Below are 17358 nucleotides of genomic sequence, written 5' to 3'. Positions count from 1 at the left end.
GGAGGGTTTGGGAGGCTGTGCCTCCCAAACGGGGGATCGGGGGCGGAAGCCCCCGTATCTGTCTCAGAGGATGCACGACATGACCGCTGCCCCCATTCGTCATGTTTCCGCCGGGTCGGTGACCTTCGGCAACGACCTGCCGCTGGCGTTGATCGCCGGCCCCTGCCAGATGGAAAGCCGCGACCACGCGCTGGAGACGGCATCGGCGCTGAAGGAAATCGCGGCGCGGGTGGGCATGCCGCTGGTCTACAAGTCCAGCTTCGACAAGGCCAACCGCACCAGCCTGGGCGGCCGTCGCGGCCTGGGGCTGGAGAAGGCGCTGCCGGTCTTCGCCGAAATCCGCGAGAGCCTGAGCCTGCCGGTGCTCACCGACATTCACGAGCGCGAGCAGTGCCTGCCGGTGGCCGAGGTGGTGGATATTCTGCAGATCCCGGCCTTCCTGTGCCGCCAGACCGACCTTCTGGTCGCCGCCGCCGAGACGGGCGCGGTGGTCAACGTCAAGAAGGGCCAGTTCCTGGCGCCGTGGGACATGAAGAACGTCGTCGCCAAGCTGGACGGCAGTGGCAATGAGAAGGTGATCGTGACCGAGCGCGGTGCGTCGTTCGGCTACAACACGCTGGTCACCGACATGCGCGGCCTGCCGCAGATGGCGCACGACACGGGCGCGCCGGTGGTCTTCGACGCCACCCACAGCGTGCAGCAGCCGGGCGGGCAGGGCGGCAGCTCTGGCGGCGACCGCCGGTTCGCTCCGGTGCTTGCCCGCGCGGCCGTGGCGGTGGGCATCGCGGGCGTGTTCATGGAGACGCACCCGGACCCGGACAACGCGCCGTCGGACGGCCCCAACATGATCCCGCTGTCGGGCCTGGAGCCCATCCTGGCGCTGCTGAAGGAGATCGACGGCATCGCCAAGCGGCATCCGGTGGTTCTCTGACCTAGGCGGACGACCGCCGCTTCAATGCCTCCATCGCCGCGTCGGCGAGGAAGGCGCTTCGGTTGGTGGTGACGGCGTCGATGGCGGCAAGCACCGCCGAGTCCATGGTCACATTGATGCGCGTGCGCTTGCCGGAGACGTCCGCCGAGACCAGCAGGACGGCGGCCACGCGCACGTCTGGGTCGGGCGTCACGGCATGCAGCGTCGTCGCCGGCGGGAGGGGCTCGCCGTCGGCGATCATGCCGCGCAGGTGCAGTGCAAGTGCGGGGCCGGCGTCTGCATAGCACGCCTCGACCGTCTCGCCCGCCGCCGCGCAGCCGGGCAGGTCGGGAAAGTAGGCGCTGAAGCCGCCCTCGTCGTCGGTTTCGATCACGGCGGGATAGGTGCAGTGCATGGACCTTGCTCCTAAAGCCGGTGCGGCGCCTTAGCGCAGCCGCACACCGCTTTGTTTTTCAATACTTTTCAGCGTTCCGATCTTGAGGTCGCGCTTGGGGTGAGGCACGGTCACGCGGCCCGGCTTGGTCGGGTGCTTGAGCTGGACGTGGCTGCCCACCTGGTCGACCACCACCCATCCATCCGCCTTCAAGGCACGCATCACCTCGCGGCTGGTCATCACGCGGCGCGTCCCATCTCGCGCGGTTTCGACCTCTGTCCGTACTATACACACTTTTGTGTATCGCAGGCCAGAGGCGGCGTGCTGCCACGGAAGTGGCCCTTTCCGCGTTTTGTCGCGGGACGTTGCCTTGCCAAGCGCCCTTCGTGGGGCTATGACGGACACGGTTTCAAGACCCACCCAATTCTATTTCAGGGGCTGGACTCACCATGACTGCCATTATCGACATCCACGGCCGCGAAATTCTCGACAGCCGCGGCAATCCCACCGTCGAGGTCGACGTGATCCTGGAAAGCGGCGCCTTCGGGCGTGCCGCGGTTCCGTCGGGCGCCTCCACCGGCGTGCACGAGGCCGTGGAGCTGCGCGACAAGGACCAGGGCCGCTACCTGGGCAAGGGCGTGCTGCAGGCCGTGGACAGCGTCAACGGCGAAATCTTCCAGGCGCTGTCGGGCATGGAAGCCGAAGAGCAGCTGGTGATCGACCAGACCATGATCGACCTGGACGGCACCCCCAACAAGGCCCGCCTGGGCGCCAATGCCATCCTGGGCACGTCGCTGGCCGTCGCCAAGGCGGCGGCGGAGGAGGCCGGCCTGCCGCTCTACCGCTACATCGGCGGCGCGTTCGCGCACACCCTGCCGGTGCCGATGATGAACATCGTCAATGGCGGCGAGCACGCCGACAACCCCATCGACATCCAGGAATTCATGATCATGCCCGTGTCGGCCGGCAGCATCGCCGAGGCCGTGCGCATGGGCGCCGAGATCTTCCATAACCTGAAGAAGAAGCTGTCGGCCGCCGGCCTGAACACCAACGTCGGCGACGAGGGCGGCTTCGCCCCCAACCTGAAGTCCTCGGAAGAGGCGCTGACCTTCATCATGCAGGCCATCGAGGCCGCCGGCTACAAGCCGGGCGACGACATCATGCTGGCGCTGGACGCCGCGTCGTCCGAGTTCTTCAAGGACGGCAAGTACGAGATGAAGGGCGAGGGCAAGAGCCTCGACCGCGAGGGCATGGTCAAGTACCTGGAAGACCTGTGCAACCGCTTCCCCATCCTGTCCATCGAGGACGGCATGTCCGAGGACGACTGGGAAGGCTGGAAGATGCTGACCGACACGATCGGCAACCGCGTGCAGCTGGTGGGCGACGACCTGTTCGTCACCAACCCCGAGCGTCTCGCCGACGGCATCGCCAGGGGCGTGGGCAACTCCATCCTGGTGAAGGTCAACCAGATCGGCACCCTCTCGGAGACGCTGGAAGCCGTCGAGATGGCGCACAAGGCCAACTACACGGCCGTCCTGTCGCACCGCTCGGGCGAGACCGAGGACGCGACCATCGCCGACATCGCGGTCGCCACCAACTGCGGCCAGATCAAGACCGGCTCGCTGTCGCGCACCGACCGCATGGCCAAGTACAACCAGCTCATCCGCATCGAGGAAGAACTGGACACCGCCGCCGTGTTCATGGGCCGCGGCGTCCTGCGCACCTGAGGCGCGGTGACACGCCGAAGCAGAGGGAAGGGCGGCGCCTGCGGGTGCCGCCCTTTCTCTTTGCGGGTGCCGTCAGGCGGCGGCGCTCCAGGCACCCGTGGCCGCGGCCCGGCGCGCAAAGGTGCTGAAGTCGGTGGGCGGACGGCCGAGGGCGCGTTCCACACCGTCACAGACCTGGGCGTTCCGGCCGTCCAGCACGGTGGAGAACAGGTAGTCCAGCAGCCACGCCACATCCGCCGGCGCGCCCGAGGCGGCGACGGCCTGGGCGAAGGCGTCCTTGGGGATGCGGGTGAAGCGCACCTCGCGGCCCGATGCCGCCGCGAGTTCGCGCGCCACGTCGTCGAAGGTCAGCAGGCGCGGGCCGGTCACCTCGTAGACCTCGCCGGCGTGGCCGTCTTCCGTCAGGGCGGCGGCGGCGACATCGGCGATATCGTCGGCATCCACGAAGGGTTCGCCGATGTCGCCGGCGGGAAGGGTGATCTCGCCACCCTGGACCATGCCCCGGAATTCCCCTTCCGAGAAGTTCTGGTTGAACCAGCTTGCCCGCACCACGGTCCAGGCGAGCCCTGAATCCTGCACGATGGCCTCACACGCTTGGGCCTCCGCCTCTCCGCGACCGGACAGCAGGACGAGGCGCTGGACGCCGGCCGCCCGCGCCCTCTCCACCAGCGTCCGCACGGCCTCGGTCGCGCCCGGCACGGCCAAATCCGGGGCGTAGCTGACGTAGACGGCGCCGACGCCCTCCAGCACCGCATCCCAGCCCGAAGGCTCCTGCCAGTCGAAGGCCGGGGCGGCACTGCGGGAGCCGATGCGCACGGGCCAGCCGCGCGCGGTCAGCCGCTCGGCGACGCGGCGGCCGGTCTTGCCCGTGCCGCCGAGAATGAGGGTGAGGGGCTTGCGGCCCGGAACGGGGGTGTTCGGCATGAGGTCCTCCTGATCCTGGTTCGCTTGACACGATGTCAACTTGACGCCGTGTCAAGCTGCGCCTCTCTTGACACTGTGTCAAGTGTATCGGAAGGATGGGGCGGCTTCGGCAATCGGTCGGGAGAGAACGGTGGGTTCAAGGGACGGTACGGGCAGAGAAGGTCAGACGGTGGAGCGGGTTCTGGCCGCCTGCTGGCGCCTGCTGGAGCGCGGGCCGGGCATGCAGGTGCGGATGAGCGACATCGCGAGGGAAGCCGGCATCAGCCGTCAGGCGCTGTATCTGCACTTTCCCAACCGGGCGGAACTGCTGATCGCCACGACACGCTTCATCGACGCGCGTTCGGGCGTCGCCGCCCGGCTGGCGGCCAGTCGGGCGGCGACGGGCGGGATCGAGCGCCTGGAGGCCTACATTGAGGCGTGGGGCGGCTATATCCCAACGATTTACGGCGTCGGCCGCGCGCTCATGGCCATGGCCGACACGGACGAGGCCGCGCGCGCCGCCTGGGCGGACCGGATGGCAGCCATGCGGGAAGGCTGCGCGGCGGCGGTCGCGGCGCTGGCGTGGGACGGGGTGCTCGACCCGTCGCTGGACGAGGTTCGCGCGACGGATGTGCTCTGGACCCTGCTGTCGGTGCGGACGTGGGAGCACCTGGTGCGGGACTGCGGCTGGTCGCAGGACGCCTACGTGGCGGACATGAAGCGCTTGGGCCGGCGGGCGCTGGTGACGGGGGAGGGTGGTTGAGACCCCTCCGGGGTTCGCCGCCCTCCCTTCAACCCACCGCCGCCAGCGCCGCCACGTCTCCGCCAGAGATCAGCGTCAGGTGTTTGGTGATCGTCTCAACCGGCCAGTCCCACCAGGCCACCCGCAGCAGCGTATCCACGTCGGCATCGGAGAAGCGGCGGCGGAGGATGCGGGCGGGGTTGCCGGCGACCACGGCATAGGGCGGTACGTCCTCCGTCACCACCGCGCGGGCGGCGACGATGGCACCGTGGCCGATGGTGACGCCGGGCATCACAAGGCAGTCATGGCCGAGCCAGACGTCGTGGCCGATGACGGTGTCGCCCTTGTGCGGGAAGTCCATTTCGCCGTCGTGCCGATCGCTCCAGCCGCCGCCGAAGATGGGGAAGGGGAAGGTGCTGATGCCGCCAGTGCGATGGTTGCCGCCGTTCATGACGAAGGTCGCCTTCCACGCGATGGCGCAGAACCGGCCGATCACCAGCCGGTCGCCGATGAAGTCGAAGTGGTAGAGAACGTTCTTCTCGAACGTCTCCGGCCCGTCGGGATCGTCGTAGTAGGTGTACTCGCCCACATCGATCAGCGGGTTGTCCAGAAGCGGTTTGAGAAAGCCCACGCGCCGGATGCCCGGCAGCGGGTAGGGCGTCATGGGGTCGGGCGGGATGAGTGCTGGGTCGGCGGGCATGAGCGCCTCCTGGCGCGGGGTTGCGATCTTCGACGGATGGTATATCACCCCTTCGGGTGAGTCCCCTCGGCAACACCTTCCGACTCGTTGATATTGCTGGCGTTACGGGAGTTGACGCCCGAGTCGCGGCGTGATTCTCTATGACGATGGTCCTGATGAACGAAATACGCCGCCGCCTGCGCTATGCCGTCGCTCCCCTGGTGGGGATGGGCGCGGTGGTCTATTTCAGCTACCACATCGTGCAGGGCGACCGTGGGCTCATTGCCTGGGTGCACCTGAAGAACGAGATCGTCAAGGCCGAGGACACGCTGTCCGAAATCCGCGCCCGCAAGGAGCGCCTGGAAAGCCGGGTCAGCCTTCTGCGGCCCGACAGCATGGACCCGGACATGCTCGAGGAACGCGCGCGCATCATGCTCAACATGGGCCGCCCGGACGAGCGCATCATTCCCCTCGATCGTTTCTGATTCGCGCACCATTTCGGCCGCAAGGCGCCGCGCCGTGCACGCACAAAGCCCCTGTACCTGTCCCAACCTACCCGTGCGGGTGGATCGGCCGCCGCAACGGACGGTCATAAGTGTGCGTTGAATTACACGTTTCGTGAAGTTTTCAGCATGTCCGGCCGCTCTTTCGCGACCGCGAATGTCCCGCCTCGCCATGCGGAGTGACTCATTCCCGTTCTTGAACAGTGGCTTAACTGAAAATCAGTTAAGCAGTCTTTGTGCGTTGCAAAACAAGGGCTTACACACACCGCGCCCTTGAAAAACGCGCCGTGATGCGTAGTTTCAGAGGGACCAACCGGCCGCACCACGCGGACCGACCGTCATTTCGGGGAGGAACCATGGCCACCCAACGCCGCAAGCCCAAGTCCTCTGCCCGCCAGGGCGACGTTTCCATCACCCCCGACGATCTCAAGGCCTACTACCGCGACATGCTTCTGATCCGCCGCTTCGAGGAGAAGGCGGGTCAGCTGTACGGCATGGGCCTGATCGGCGGGTTCTGTCACCTCTACATCGGGCAGGAGGCCGTCGTCGTCGGCGTGCAGGCCTGCGCCAATCCGGGTGACACCATCATCACCAGCTACCGCGACCACGGCCACATGCTGGCGACCCAGATGGACCCCAAGGGCGTGATGGCCGAGCTGACGGGCCGGCGCGGGGGCTATTCCAAGGGCAAGGGCGGCTCCATGCACATGTTCAGCCGCGAGAAGGGCTTCTTCGGCGGCCATGGCATCGTCGGCGCCCAGGTGCCGCTGGGCACGGGGCTGGCGTTCTCCCACAAGTACAACGAGGACAACGGCGTCACCTACTGCTACCTGGGTGACGGCGCGGTGAACCAGGGCCAGGTCTACGAAAGCTTCAACATGGCCGCCCTGTGGAAGCTGCCGGTGATCTACGTCATCGAGAACAACAAGTACGGCATGGGGACCTCGGTCGCCCGCCACTCCGCCAATCCCGACCTGCACGAGCGCGGCCACGCCTACGGCATTCCCGGCAAGGCGGTGGACGGCATGGACGTCGTCAACGTCCGCAAGGAGACGCAGGGCGTGGTCGACTGGGTGCGCGAGGGCAACGGCCCTTACATCCTGGAGATGGAAACCTACCGCTACCGCGGCCACTCCATGTCCGACCCGGCCAAGTACCGCACCAAGGAAGAGGTGTCGAAGATGCGGTCGGAACGCGACCCCATCGACAACCTCCGCAAGCGCCTCATGGAAGAGGCCGGCATGAGCGAGGACGACCTCAAGCAGATCGACAAGGAGATCAAGGGCATCGTCGCCGAGGCCGCCGAGTTCGCGCAGAACAGCCCGGAACCCGACCCGGCCGAGCTGTACACCGAAGTGCTGGTAGACCTCTGAGGCGATAGGAGCGAGCGAAGACCAATGGCTACTGAAATCCTGATGCCCGCCCTCTCGCCGACCATGACGGAGGGCAAGCTGGCCAAGTGGCTCAAGAAGGAGGGCGACGAGATCGCCGCCGGCGACATCATCGCCGAGATCGAGACCGACAAGGCCACCATGGAGTTCGAGGCGGTCGACGAGGGCACCATGGGCAAGATCCTGGTCGACGAGGGCACGGAAGGTGTCCAGGTCAACCAGCCCATCGCCATTCTGCTGGAGGAGGGCGACGACGCCTCCGCCGTCGAGGACCTGGCCGCCAAGGCCGCCGAGGCGCCCGCGGAAAAGCACGAGCCGCAGGCCGAGGCCGGCGCCACCACGCCGCAGCCGGCCGACGACAGGCAGCAGTACCCCTCGGGCCGCAACGAACCGCCGGCCGCGCAGCCGGAAACGGGCGACCTGATGGAGCCGGTGATCGACACCACCACGGCCTACGCCCCCTACATGGAGGCCGAGCCCACCTACGATACGTTCAAGCGCCAGACCGTGCGCGAGGCCCTGCGCGATGCCATGGCCGAGGAGATGCGCAAGGACGAGAAGGTCTTCCTCATGGGCGAGGAAGTGGCCGAGTACCAGGGCGCCTACAAGGTGACCCAGGGGCTGCTGGACGAGTTCGGCTCCAAGCGCGTCATCGACACGCCGATCACCGAGCAGGGCTTCGCCGGCCTGGGCGTGGGTGCCGCGTTCGGCGGCCTGCGGCCCATCGTCGAGTTCATGACCTTCAACTTCGCCATGCAGGCGATCGACCAGATCATCAACTCGGCGGCCAAGACCCTCTACATGGCCGGCGGCCAGATGGGCTGCCCCATGGTCTTCCGTGGCCCCAACGGCGCGGCGAGCCGCGTGGCCGCCCAGCACAGCCAGGATTACGCCTCGTGGTACGCCCACTGCCCCGGCCTGAAGGTGCTGGCGCCGTGGTCGGCGGCGGATGCCAAGGGCCTGCTCAAGGCCGCCATCCGCGACCCCAACCCGGTGGTGTTCCTGGAACACGAAATGATGTACGGCCAAAGCTTCGACGTGCCCGACGTCGAGGACTTCGTGCTGCCCATCGGCAAGGCCAAGATCGAGCGCGAGGGCAAGGACGTCACCATCGTCTCCTACTCGCGCATGGTCGGTGTCTCGCTGGACGCCGCGGCGCTGCTGGCCGACGAAGGCATCGAGGCGGAGGTCATCAACCTGCGCACCATCCGCCCCATGGACATCAACACCATCATCGCCAGCGTGCGGAAGACCAACCGCATCGTGACGGTGGAGGAAGGCTGGCCGGTCGCCGGCATCGGGTCGGAGATCAGTGCGGTCATGATGGAGCAGTGCTTCGACTGGCTGGACGCGCCGGTCAAGCGCGTCACCGGCGCCGACGTGCCCATGCCCTACGCCGCGAACCTGGAAAAGCTGGCCCTGCCGCAGCCCGAAACCATCCGGGACGGCGCCAAGGCCGTGCTCTACAAGTAATTCCGGCGGAAGGAGACAAGGCACATGGCGACCCAGATCCTGATGCCGGCGCTGTCGCCCACCATGACGGAGGGCAAGCTGGCGAAATGGTTGAAGAAGGAAGGTGACACGGTCGAGAGCGGCGACATCATCGCCGAGATCGAGACCGACAAGGCCACCATGGAGTTCGAGGCGGTCGACGAGGGCACCATCGGCAAGATCCTCGTGGACGAAGGCACCGAGGGCGTGGCCGTGAACCAGCCCATCGCCATCCTGCTGGAGGAAGGCGAGGACGAAAGCGCGATCGACAAGGCCGAGGCCCCGGCCGGCGCTGGTGGTGGCGAGGCGAAGCTTGAGGCGCCGCAGCCCGAAAGCCCGCCCAAGCCCGCCATGGAGGGTGCTGCGGCCACACCGGCCCCCGCCGAATCGGCCGCGCCCTCCAAGCCGTCCGGCGGCAAGGGCGGCGGCCGCATCTTCGCGAGCCCGCTCGCCAGGCGCATGGCCAAGGACGCCGGCCTGGACCTGGGCCAGATCAAGGGCACAGGCCCCAAGGGCCGCATCGTGAAGGCTGACATCGAGAAGGCCAAGGCCGAGGGCGTGGGCAAGGCCGCTCCCGCCGCCGCGCCGGCCAAGGGCGAGCCCGTCGCGGCCGCTCCGCAGGCGCCGGGCGCCGCCAAGGCCGCCGCGTCGGCGACGCCTGAACAGGTCGCCATGGGTCGCCCGTATCGCCTGGAGCCCAACTCCGGCATGCGCAAGACCATCGCCAAGCGCCTGAGCGAATCCAAGCAGACCGTCCCCCACTTCTACCTGACGGTGGACCTGGAGATCGACGAACTGCTGGACCTGCGCAAGCGCCTGAATGCCAAGGCGGACGGCGATTACAAGCTGTCGGTGAACGACCTCATCATCAAGGCCGTGGCCGCCGCGCTGAAGAAGGTCCCGGCCGCCAACGCCACCTGGACCGACGAGGGCATCCTCTACTGGGAGGACATCGACGTCTCGGTGGCGGTCGCGACCGAGGGCGGGCTGATCACGCCCATCATCAAGAAGGCCGACCAGAAGGGCCTGGCGACCATCTCCAACGACATGAAGGACCTCGCCAAGCGCGCCCGCGACGGCAAGCTCAAGCCCGAGGAATACCAGGGCGGCGGGTTCTCCATCTCGAACCTGGGGATGTACGGCATCCGCGAGTTCTCGGCCATCATCAACCCGCCGCAGGGCTGCATCCTGGCCGTCGGGTCCGGCGAGCAGCGCCCCATCGTCAAGGACGGCGCACTGACCATCGCCACCATGATGACCTGCACGCTTTCGGTCGACCATCGCGTGGTCGACGGCGCGGTGGGCGCGGAATTCCTGGCCGCCTTCAAGGCGATCGTCCAGGACCCGCTGTCCATCATGCTGTAAGCGCGGCCACGCGACGAAGGAGACCATCGACATGGCTGAGAACACGTTCGATCTCGTGGTCGTCGGGGCGGGCCCCGGCGGCTACGTCGCCGCCATCCGCGCCGCCCAGCTGGGCATGAAGACCGCCATCGTGGAACGCGAGCACCTGGGCGGCATCTGCCTCAACTGGGGCTGCATCCCGACCAAGGCGCTGCTGCGCACCGCCGACATCTACCGCACCTTCAAGCACGCCAAGGACTTCGGCCTGAAAGCGGGCGACATCGGGTTCGACCTGGAAGCGGTGGTGAAGCGCTCGCGCGGGGTGGCCAACCAGCTGTCCAGCGGCGTGAAGCACCTGCTGAAGAAGAACAAGGTGCAGGTCTTCGACGGCCACGGCCAGTTGGCCGGCGAGGGCAAGGTGAAGGTGGAGAAGGACGGCAAGGCTGTCGCCGATATTTCCGCCAAGCACATCATCCTGGCGACCGGCGCGCGGGCCAAGACCTTCCCCGGACTGGAAGCCGACGGTGATCTGGTCTGGACCTACAAGCACGCGCTGGTGCCCAACACCATGCCGAAAAAGCTGCTGGTCGTCGGCTCGGGCGCCATCGGCATCGAGTTCGCCAGCTTCTTCTCCACCATGGGCGCCGAGGTGACCGTGGTGGAACTGCTGGACCGCATCACGCCCGCCGAAGACCCGGAAATCTCGGCGTTCCTGGAAAAGGCGCTGAAGAAGGACGGGCTCAAGATCAAGACCAAGACCAAGGTCGCCGAGCTGAAGAAGGGCAAGGGCGAGGTCACCGCCGTCCTCGACGAGAACGGCAAGACATCCGAGATCACCGTCGACCGCGTCATCATGGCCGTCGGCATCCAGCCCAACATCGAGAACATCGGCCTGGACAAGGTGAAGGTGGAGCAGGACAAGGCCGGCTTCCTTCAGGTCGACGGCTACTGCCGCACCGGCACGCCCGGCGTCTACGCCATCGGCGACCTGGTGCAGGGGCCGTGGCTCGCGCACAAGGCCAGTCACGAGGCCATCGTCTGCGTGGAGAAGATCGCGGGGATGGAGGGCGTGCACCCCATCAACCGCGAGCACATCCCGGCCTGCACCTACTGCCATCCGCAGGTGGCGTCCGTCGGTCTGACCGAGGCCAAGGCCAAGGAGAAGGGCCACGAGGTGAAAGTCGGCCGCTTCCCCTTCGTCGGCAACGGCAAGGCCATCGCGCTGGGCGAGCCCGACGGCCTGGTGAAGACCGTCTTCGACGCCAAGACCGGCGAACTGCTGGGCGCCCACATGGTCGGGGCCGAGGTGACGGAGCTGATCCAGGGCTACTCCATCGCCAAGACGCTGGAAACGACGGAGGAGGAGCTGATGCACACCATCTTCCCGCATCCGACGTTGTCCGAGATGATGCACGAGTCCGTGCTTGACGCCTATGGCAAGGCGATCCATTTCTAAGGGCATCATGACCGACGAGCCGACCACCACCGCCCCCGCTTCCCCGACGTCGTCCGAAGGCGGCGCCGAAACCACGTCGTCCGCTCCCAATCGGACGTCGGGGTATCAGCGCAAGCCGGACTGGATTCGCGTCAAGGCGCCGACCTCCAAGGAGTATGGCGAGACGCGCCAGCTCATGCGGCGGCTGTCGCTGAACACGGTGTGCGAGGAAGCGGCCTGCCCCAACATCGGCGAGTGCTGGAAGAACCGGCACGCGACGGTGATGATCATGGGCGATACCTGCACGCGGGCCTGCCGGTTCTGCAACATCAAGACCGGCATGCCCAACCGCCTCGACCCCGACGAGCCGCGCAATGTGGCTGAGGCCGTGGGCGAGATGCACCTGCGGCACGTGGTCATCACGTCGGTCGACCGCGACGACCTGGAAGACGGCGGGGCGGCGCATTTCGTGAAGGTGATCGAGGCGGTGCGCGAGCACGCGCCGGGCACCACCATCGAGATCCTCACCCCCGACTTCCGCAACAAGGAAGGGGCCATCAAGCGCGTGGCGGAGGCCCGGCCCGACGTCTTCAACCACAACCTGGAGACGGTGCCGCGCCTCTACCCGTCCATCCGGCCGGGCGCGCGCTACTTCGGCTCGTTGCGGCTGCTGGAAATGGCCAAGGACACCGCGCCCGACATCTTTACCAAGTCGGGCATCATGGTGGGCCTGGGTGAGACGAAGGAAGAGGTCTTCCAGGTGATGGACGACCTGCGGTCGGCCAAGGTGGATTTCATCACCATCGGCCAGTATCTCCAGCCGACGCCCAGGCACGCGCCGGTGGACCGCTTCGTCACGCCGGCGGAGTTCGAGGACTATGCCCGCATGGCGCGCGCCAAGGGCTTCCTGATGGTTTCGGCGACGCCGCTGACCCGGTCCTCCTACCACGCCGACCGCGACTACGAGCAGCTCAAGGCCGCGCGCATGAAGGCGCTGGGCCAGGCCGCCCCGGCGGCGGAGTAGGGCCGGCCCATGCCGACACACGCCGAGAAACGCTTCCTGCCGTACACGCCACAAGAGCTTTACGACCTTGTGGCGGACGTGGAGAAGTACCCGGAGTTTCTGCCGTGGTGCCTGGCGGCGCGCATCAAGCGCCGCGAGGGGCATGTGTTCTGGGCGGACCTCGTCATCGGCTTCAAGATGGTGCGCGAACGCTTCACCAGCCGGGTGGCCCTGTCGCCGGAGACGTGCCGCATCGACGTCACCTATACCGAAGGCCCGTTCAAGTACCTGAACAACCACTGGGTCTTCCTGGAGTCCGACGGCGGCTGCACCATCGACTTCTACGTCGACTTCGAGTTCCGCTCCGCCTTCCTGCAGAAGATCATCGGCGCCCTGTTTTCGGAAGCCGTCGCCCGCATGGTGGCGGCCTTCGAGAAACGCGCCCAGCAGCTCTACGGCCCGCGCGAGGGCAAGAGCAAGGTGCTGGAGAAGGGCGGGACGATTCGGTAGGGCGGCCGGCGTGGATGTGCCGCTGCGTGCCGCTTGGGCCTTGGGCGCCTCAAACCCGCCCGCGAGAACGCCGCACCCTCGCGCTCTCGGTAAGTGGGGGCACGTTGGACGTCTAGATTTCGAGGCTGTCAAGAAATCGCCAGACGCTTTCTTGCGGGGGCTCGGCAGGGTGTCTAGCGCCGCCTGTGGAGTCCCGCTTTCGCGGGAATGACGAATACTTTTCTTCTGTAACAATCACTTAAATAACCGTCGCGCCTGCGGAAGCGCGGGGCCGGGTACGCCATTGGCCGCCCTTGCGACGCCTCTGGGGCACGCGGCCAACTCTTTTTCTGGGCGGCGGACTTGGTAAGTCCTTTTTATATAAAGATAAAATACCCGTCATTCCTGCGAAGGCAGGAATCCACCTATGCTGCTAACCATCCTGCCGCGCTCCCATCGTGGAATGGTTACCGGCGCCGCCCCAACTTCTTTCGCCAAGGCTCAAAAAAGTGGAGGCCCGGAGGCTTCCGCCTCCGGGCGGGGTCGCACCGAAGGCGCGCGACGGGTGATGGCGGCAGCCCGAGGGCCGTCAGGCGCTCAAGCAACTCCCCCCGGCCGATCCCTCCGCAATTCGTCCAACACCATCTGCAACGCCGCCGCGATGCTCTGCTTGCGAACCGCCGAGCGGTCGCCGTCGAAGTTGAACCGGCGCGCATAGGCTTCCTTGCCTTCCCGCGCGAGCCCGATCCAGACGGTGCCGACCGGCTTTTCTTCCGATCCACCGCCCGGCCCGGCGACGCCGGTGACCGATACCGCGATCCCCACCGGCGCCCGCTCCAGCGCGCCGGAGGCCATGGCCTTCGCCACGGGCTCGCTGACGGCGCCGTTGGCCTCGATGATATCGGCCGGCACGCCCAGCATCTGGGTTTTCGCCTCGTTGGAGTAGGTGACGAAGCCCCGGTCCATGACGCTCGACGACCCCGCGATGGCGGTCAGGCACCCGGCGATCAGGCCGCCGGTGCAGCTTTCGGCCGTCGCCAAGTGGGTGCGGGCGGCGACGCAGCTGTCCAGCACGGCCGTCGCCAGGTCCATCAGGCCCTTGTCGAGCACTTCGCCGGGATGGCTCATTCGGGAAATCCTCGTGTGGTCAATGAGTTAAAGAAGAAACGTCAGAACCAGCCACAGCGCTCCCGTGCTATAGGCGCCGGCCAGCAGATCGTCGACCATCACACCGAATCCGCCGCCGACGTGGCGGTCCGCCCAGCTGACCGGCCACGGCTTGGCCATGTCGAAGATGCGGAACAGCACGAAGCCGATCACGTAGGGCCAGAAGGCGACCGGCGTGACCGAAAGAGTCAGCCACTGTGCCGCCACCTCGTCGATGACGATGAGCCCCGGGTCCTTCACGCCGGCGCGCTTGCAGTACACATCCGACGCCCAGACACCGATGGCGAACACCAGCAGCGCGGCGGGCACCAGCATCCAGGGCGCGCCGAACCATGCGATGGCGGCGGCGAAGGGCAGGGCCGCCAGAGAGCCGGCCGTGCCGGGCATCACCGGTGACAGCCCGGCGCCGAACCAGGTGACCACAAGGGTCAGCCCAAGAGGCTGGGGCGGTCGGCGATGCCGGCTGGGGTCCCGCGCGTGCAAGGGATCGAACGTGGTGGACATCGGTTCCTTCGGACTGAACGCGGGGCGGTTTTTCTTGCACCGTTCCTGAAACGACGGATAAAGTACCCGCGCCTTGAGAAAGGCGGCGCTACCATGCCGCATCGCGACGGCCAGGTCGAGGGTTCGGCCGGATGTTTGCGGGAATGCCCGGTGCGCCGCTGAAAGAATGAACAGGGCGAGGGGGTACCGGGGAAGCGTTTCTGTTCGTGACCCGTCGGTGCCGGTGGTGATCACCGTCACGGACAGGCCCGGCACGACGTGGCAACGTCGTGGTGCGGCACACCCCTTCTCAGGCCGGTGAGAGAGTCGCAACAGGAAGCCCATGTCGCAATTCGATCCGCAAGAGCGCAACGTCTCCAAAGCGCGCCTCACGCTGCGTCGCTGGTTCCCGGAACGCCAGATCATCGTTCGCTCAGGCGAACGGGTCCGGTCCCTCAAGCTGTCTTCCGCCAGTCAGGTGGCCGTGTTCGCCGCCGGACTGGCCGTGGGCGGCTGGATGGCGTTCTCATCGGCCATGTTCGTCGGGCACGAGCAGATCATTTCCGCGAAGAACGAGGAAGTGGATCGCGTGCGCTCGGCCTACAAGGGCCTGCTGGCGCAGGTGTCGGTCTACAAGGAGCGAATCGCCGGCATCACCGACAGCCTGGAGCGCAACCACGCGCACATCCTTTCGCTGGTGGACCAGAACCTCACCCTGGACACCCGGCTTGAGAGCATGGAGCGCGAACTGGCCTCCACGGCGCAGGAGCGCGACGCCATCGAGCGCAAGAGCGCCGACCTGGCCGGCCAGATCAAGAAGCTGAAGAGCGAGATCGTCACGGCCGCCTCGGTGGGCGGTGACGGCGAGGTCGCGCCGCCCGTCGCGCTGGCCTCCATGGACGCCTCGGACCTGGTCGAGGAGATGGGCGCGGTCGAGATCCGCCGCGCCCGCGCCTCCCGCGAGCGCGACGCCCTGCGCCAGGAACTGGAACGCCTGGAAAAGGACCTCGGCCAGGCGGAACGCGGCGGCGACATCATCGAAACGGACCTGGACAGCATCGAGGTGGAACTCCGCCGCGTGGTCCTGCAGCGCGACTTGGCGACGGCCCAGCGCGAAGCCATGCGCAAGCGGGTCGACGCGCTGGAGAAAACCATCGCCGGCATGGAGCGCTCGCAGATCGAACTGTTCACGCGCTTCACCGATCTCGCCGGCGACAAGATCGAGGAAGTGGAGACCGCGCTGTCTTCCACCGGCATCGACCTTGACGCGCTTGTCACCAAGACGCAGAAGCGCTTCGGCACCGGCGGCCCCTTCGTGCCCAGCGTTCCCGAGGGCGAAGAGGCCGATCCGCTCAAGCAGAGCATGAACGACGCCCACCTGAAGCTCGACCGCCTGGATGTTCTGCGCCGGTTGACCTCGACCATGCCGCTGGCCGAGCCCATGAAGCCGGGATACCGCATCAGCTCCACCTTCGGGCGGCGCTCGGACCCCATCAACGGACGCGCCGCGGTGCACGAAGGCCTGGACATGGTGAGTCACTACAAGTCTCCCATTGTCGCACCGGGCCCCGGAAAGGTTGTTTACGCCGGCTGGCGCGGTCGTTATGGTCGCCTGGTCGAGATTGACCATGGCAACGGCCTGCGCACCCGCTACGGCCACATGGCCAAGGTGCTGGTCAAAAAGGGCCAGACGGTCGAGACGGGCACGGAAATCGGCCTGCTGGGCAACAGCGGCCGGTCCACCGGCGCCCACCTTCACTACGAGGTGCTCGTCAACGGCGAGCCCCACGATCCCATGTTGTTCATCAAGGCCGGCAGCGATGTTTTCAAAGGCTAAGACCCCGCCCGCCCACAACGGGCGGATCGACACGGCCCCGACGAAGTCGGTGCCCTCCATCATCAGCGCCGACCTGTCGATCACTGGCGACCTTGTCAGCCAGGGCGAGATCCAGGTCGACGGCACCATCGAGGGCGACATCGAATGCCGCTCGCTGGTCATCGGCGTCAACGGCAGCGTGACCGGCGAGGTCACTGCAGACGATGTGCGCATCCATGGGTCCGTTTCGGGTCAGGTCCGCGCCAAGTCGGTCTACCTGGCATCGACGTCGCACATGGTGGGCGACATCATCCACGAGAGCCTCGCCATCGAGCCGGGCGCTTTCATGGAAGGCCACTGCCGCCGCCTCCAGGACGTCAGCACCACCACCGCCAACCTGCGGCTGGCCGATGACGCCAAGGATAAGACGGACGAGGACAAGGAGCCGGCCAAGATCGCTTGATCGGCTGCGGCGGGTTCTGAGGAAACAAGGCGAGGGCGTTGGCCGCTCTCGCCTTTTTTCGTGGCTGACGGGGGTGCGGCGACGCCGCGGTGTGCTGACGGCGGGGCTGCGGCTTAGGCGGCTGGCGGGTGTTTGGGAACCACTAAGACACCAAGGCGCCAGGCAAGCGGTGTAACGAAAATCATCAGCGCCCGCCGTGCAACGGCCGCGTCGCGCTGCACGCGATAGGGTTTTTGCGAGGAGCACGGCTCCTCGCGCTCCCGATTTGTTTGGAGGTGAGGGGCCGGTGGCCGCCTTCGTGCGCCATCCCCACTCGACGCGGGAGCGCGAGGGAGGCCGTGGCTTCCTTGCATCCTTTCCTTTTGTCGGACTGAGATCGTGTCCCAGGAGATGGTGTAGAAGCCGCGGCGTCATCGCG

Annotated in this window: 18 protein-coding genes; 12 read left to right on the top strand and 6 right to left on the bottom strand. The window is 66.9% G+C overall.

Features of this window, described 5'->3' with window-relative positions; translation table 11 throughout:
* The first annotated feature begins 79 nt into the window (after window positions 1–79).
* Window positions 80–931, top strand: coding sequence for a 3-deoxy-8-phosphooctulonate synthase (gene kdsA, locus C882_RS15635; RefSeq protein ID WP_009541614.1), 852 nt, complete (start codon window positions 80–82; stop codon window positions 929–931).
* 1 nt (window position 932) lies between these two features.
* Here kdsA and C882_RS15630 read toward each other — a convergent pair whose 3' ends face one another.
* Both C882_RS15630 and C882_RS15625 read right to left on the bottom strand, forming a co-directional pair.
* Window positions 933–1325 (bottom strand): type II toxin-antitoxin system HicB family antitoxin, encoded by a 393-nt coding sequence (locus C882_RS15630; RefSeq protein ID WP_009541613.1) that lies wholly within the window; start codon window positions 1323–1325, stop codon window positions 933–935.
* Between the two features lie 30 nt (window positions 1326–1355).
* A complete protein-coding gene (locus C882_RS15625; RefSeq protein ID WP_043645969.1) occupies window positions 1356–1544 on the bottom strand; it encodes a type II toxin-antitoxin system HicA family toxin in 189 nt (62 codons plus the stop codon).
* A gap of 209 nt (window positions 1545–1753) precedes the next feature.
* Here C882_RS15625 and eno point away from each other — a divergent pair, with 209 nt between their 5' ends.
* Window positions 1754–3031, top strand: a complete 1278-nt coding sequence (eno, locus tag C882_RS15620) for a phosphopyruvate hydratase (RefSeq protein WP_009541611.1) — start codon at window positions 1754–1756, stop codon at window positions 3029–3031.
* A 72-nt stretch (window positions 3032–3103) separates the two neighbouring features.
* Here eno and C882_RS15615 read toward each other — a convergent pair whose 3' ends face one another.
* Complete coding sequence (locus tag C882_RS15615) at window positions 3104–3955, bottom strand: NAD(P)H-binding protein (protein WP_009541610.1); 852 nt, start codon at window positions 3953–3955, stop codon at window positions 3104–3106.
* 169 nt (window positions 3956–4124) lie between these two features.
* On the opposite strand from C882_RS15615, the gene C882_RS15610 reads away from it, so the two are divergent.
* The gene (locus tag C882_RS15610; protein WP_009541609.1) at window positions 4125–4697 is read left to right on the top strand and encodes a TetR/AcrR family transcriptional regulator; all 573 of its coding nucleotides are present in this window, start codon (window positions 4125–4127) and stop codon (window positions 4695–4697) included.
* Between the two features lie 28 nt (window positions 4698–4725).
* Here the strand turns inward: C882_RS15610 and C882_RS15605 are convergent, their stop codons facing one another.
* Entirely contained in the window at window positions 4726–5376 is a 651-nt protein-coding gene (locus C882_RS15605; RefSeq protein WP_009541608.1) for a CatB-related O-acetyltransferase, read from the bottom strand.
* 155 nt (window positions 5377–5531) lie between these two features.
* Between C882_RS15605 and C882_RS15600 the strand changes: the two genes are divergently transcribed.
* The 7 genes from C882_RS15600 to C882_RS15570 all read left to right on the top strand — a co-directional run bounded on the left by C882_RS15600 (window position 5532) and on the right by C882_RS15570 (window position 13032).
* Window positions 5532–5840 carry an FtsB family cell division protein gene (locus C882_RS15600; RefSeq protein ID WP_009541607.1) on the top strand — a complete coding sequence of 103 codons (309 nt, stop codon included), beginning with the start codon at window positions 5532–5534 and terminating at the stop codon, window positions 5838–5840.
* A 374-nt stretch (window positions 5841–6214) separates the two neighbouring features.
* Window positions 6215–7231, top strand: a complete 1017-nt coding sequence (gene pdhA / locus C882_RS15595) for a pyruvate dehydrogenase (acetyl-transferring) E1 component subunit alpha (protein WP_009541606.1) — start codon at window positions 6215–6217, stop codon at window positions 7229–7231.
* Window positions 7232–7255: 24 nt separating this feature from the next.
* The gene (locus C882_RS15590; protein ID WP_009541605.1) at window positions 7256–8722 is read left to right on the top strand and encodes a pyruvate dehydrogenase complex E1 component subunit beta; all 1467 of its coding nucleotides are present in this window, start codon (window positions 7256–7258) and stop codon (window positions 8720–8722) included.
* Window positions 8723–8746: 24 nt separating this feature from the next.
* Window positions 8747–10105 (top strand): pyruvate dehydrogenase complex dihydrolipoamide acetyltransferase, encoded by a 1359-nt coding sequence (locus C882_RS15585; RefSeq protein WP_009541604.1) that lies wholly within the window; start codon window positions 8747–8749, stop codon window positions 10103–10105.
* Between the two features lie 31 nt (window positions 10106–10136).
* Complete coding sequence (lpdA, locus tag C882_RS15580; protein WP_009541603.1) at window positions 10137–11540, top strand: dihydrolipoyl dehydrogenase; 1404 nt, start codon at window positions 10137–10139, stop codon at window positions 11538–11540.
* A gap of 7 nt (window positions 11541–11547) precedes the next feature.
* Window positions 11548–12543 (top strand): lipoyl synthase, encoded by a 996-nt coding sequence (gene lipA, locus C882_RS15575; protein ID WP_009541602.1) that lies wholly within the window; start codon window positions 11548–11550, stop codon window positions 12541–12543.
* Between the two features lie 9 nt (window positions 12544–12552).
* Window positions 12553–13032 carry a type II toxin-antitoxin system RatA family toxin gene (locus C882_RS15570; protein WP_009541601.1) on the top strand — a complete coding sequence of 160 codons (480 nt, stop codon included), beginning with the start codon at window positions 12553–12555 and terminating at the stop codon, window positions 13030–13032.
* Window positions 13033–13608: 576 nt separating this feature from the next.
* On the opposite strand, the gene C882_RS15565 is transcribed toward C882_RS15570, so the two are convergent.
* The gene (locus C882_RS15565; protein WP_009541600.1) at window positions 13609–14139 is read right to left on the bottom strand and encodes a CinA family protein; all 531 of its coding nucleotides are present in this window, start codon (window positions 14137–14139) and stop codon (window positions 13609–13611) included.
* Between the two features lie 27 nt (window positions 14140–14166).
* Window positions 14167–14937: a phosphatidylglycerophosphatase A family protein gene (locus tag C882_RS15560; RefSeq protein WP_236262702.1), complete on the bottom strand. Its 771-nt coding sequence runs from the start codon at window positions 14935–14937 to the stop codon at window positions 14167–14169.
* 67 nt (window positions 14938–15004) lie between these two features.
* On the opposite strand from C882_RS15560, the gene C882_RS15555 reads away from it, so the two are divergent.
* Both C882_RS15555 and C882_RS15550 read left to right on the top strand, forming a co-directional pair.
* On the top strand, window positions 15005–16498 hold the full coding sequence (locus tag C882_RS15555) for a M23 family metallopeptidase (RefSeq protein WP_009541598.1): 1494 nt from the start codon (window positions 15005–15007) through the stop codon (window positions 16496–16498).
* Entirely contained in the window at window positions 16482–16940 is a 459-nt protein-coding gene (locus C882_RS15550; protein ID WP_009541597.1) for a bactofilin family protein, read from the top strand. The genes C882_RS15555 and C882_RS15550 overlap by 17 nt, the downstream gene beginning before the upstream one ends.
* Window positions 16941–17358 lie beyond the last annotated feature (418 nt).

It is taken from the genome of Caenispirillum salinarum AK4 (assembly GCF_000315795.1).
Taxonomy (GTDB): Bacteria; Pseudomonadota; Alphaproteobacteria; order Rhodospirillales; family Rhodospirillaceae; genus Caenispirillum; species Caenispirillum salinarum.
Note: the sequence above shows the minus strand (reverse complement) of the source record. Positions and strands in the feature narration are given on the sequence as shown.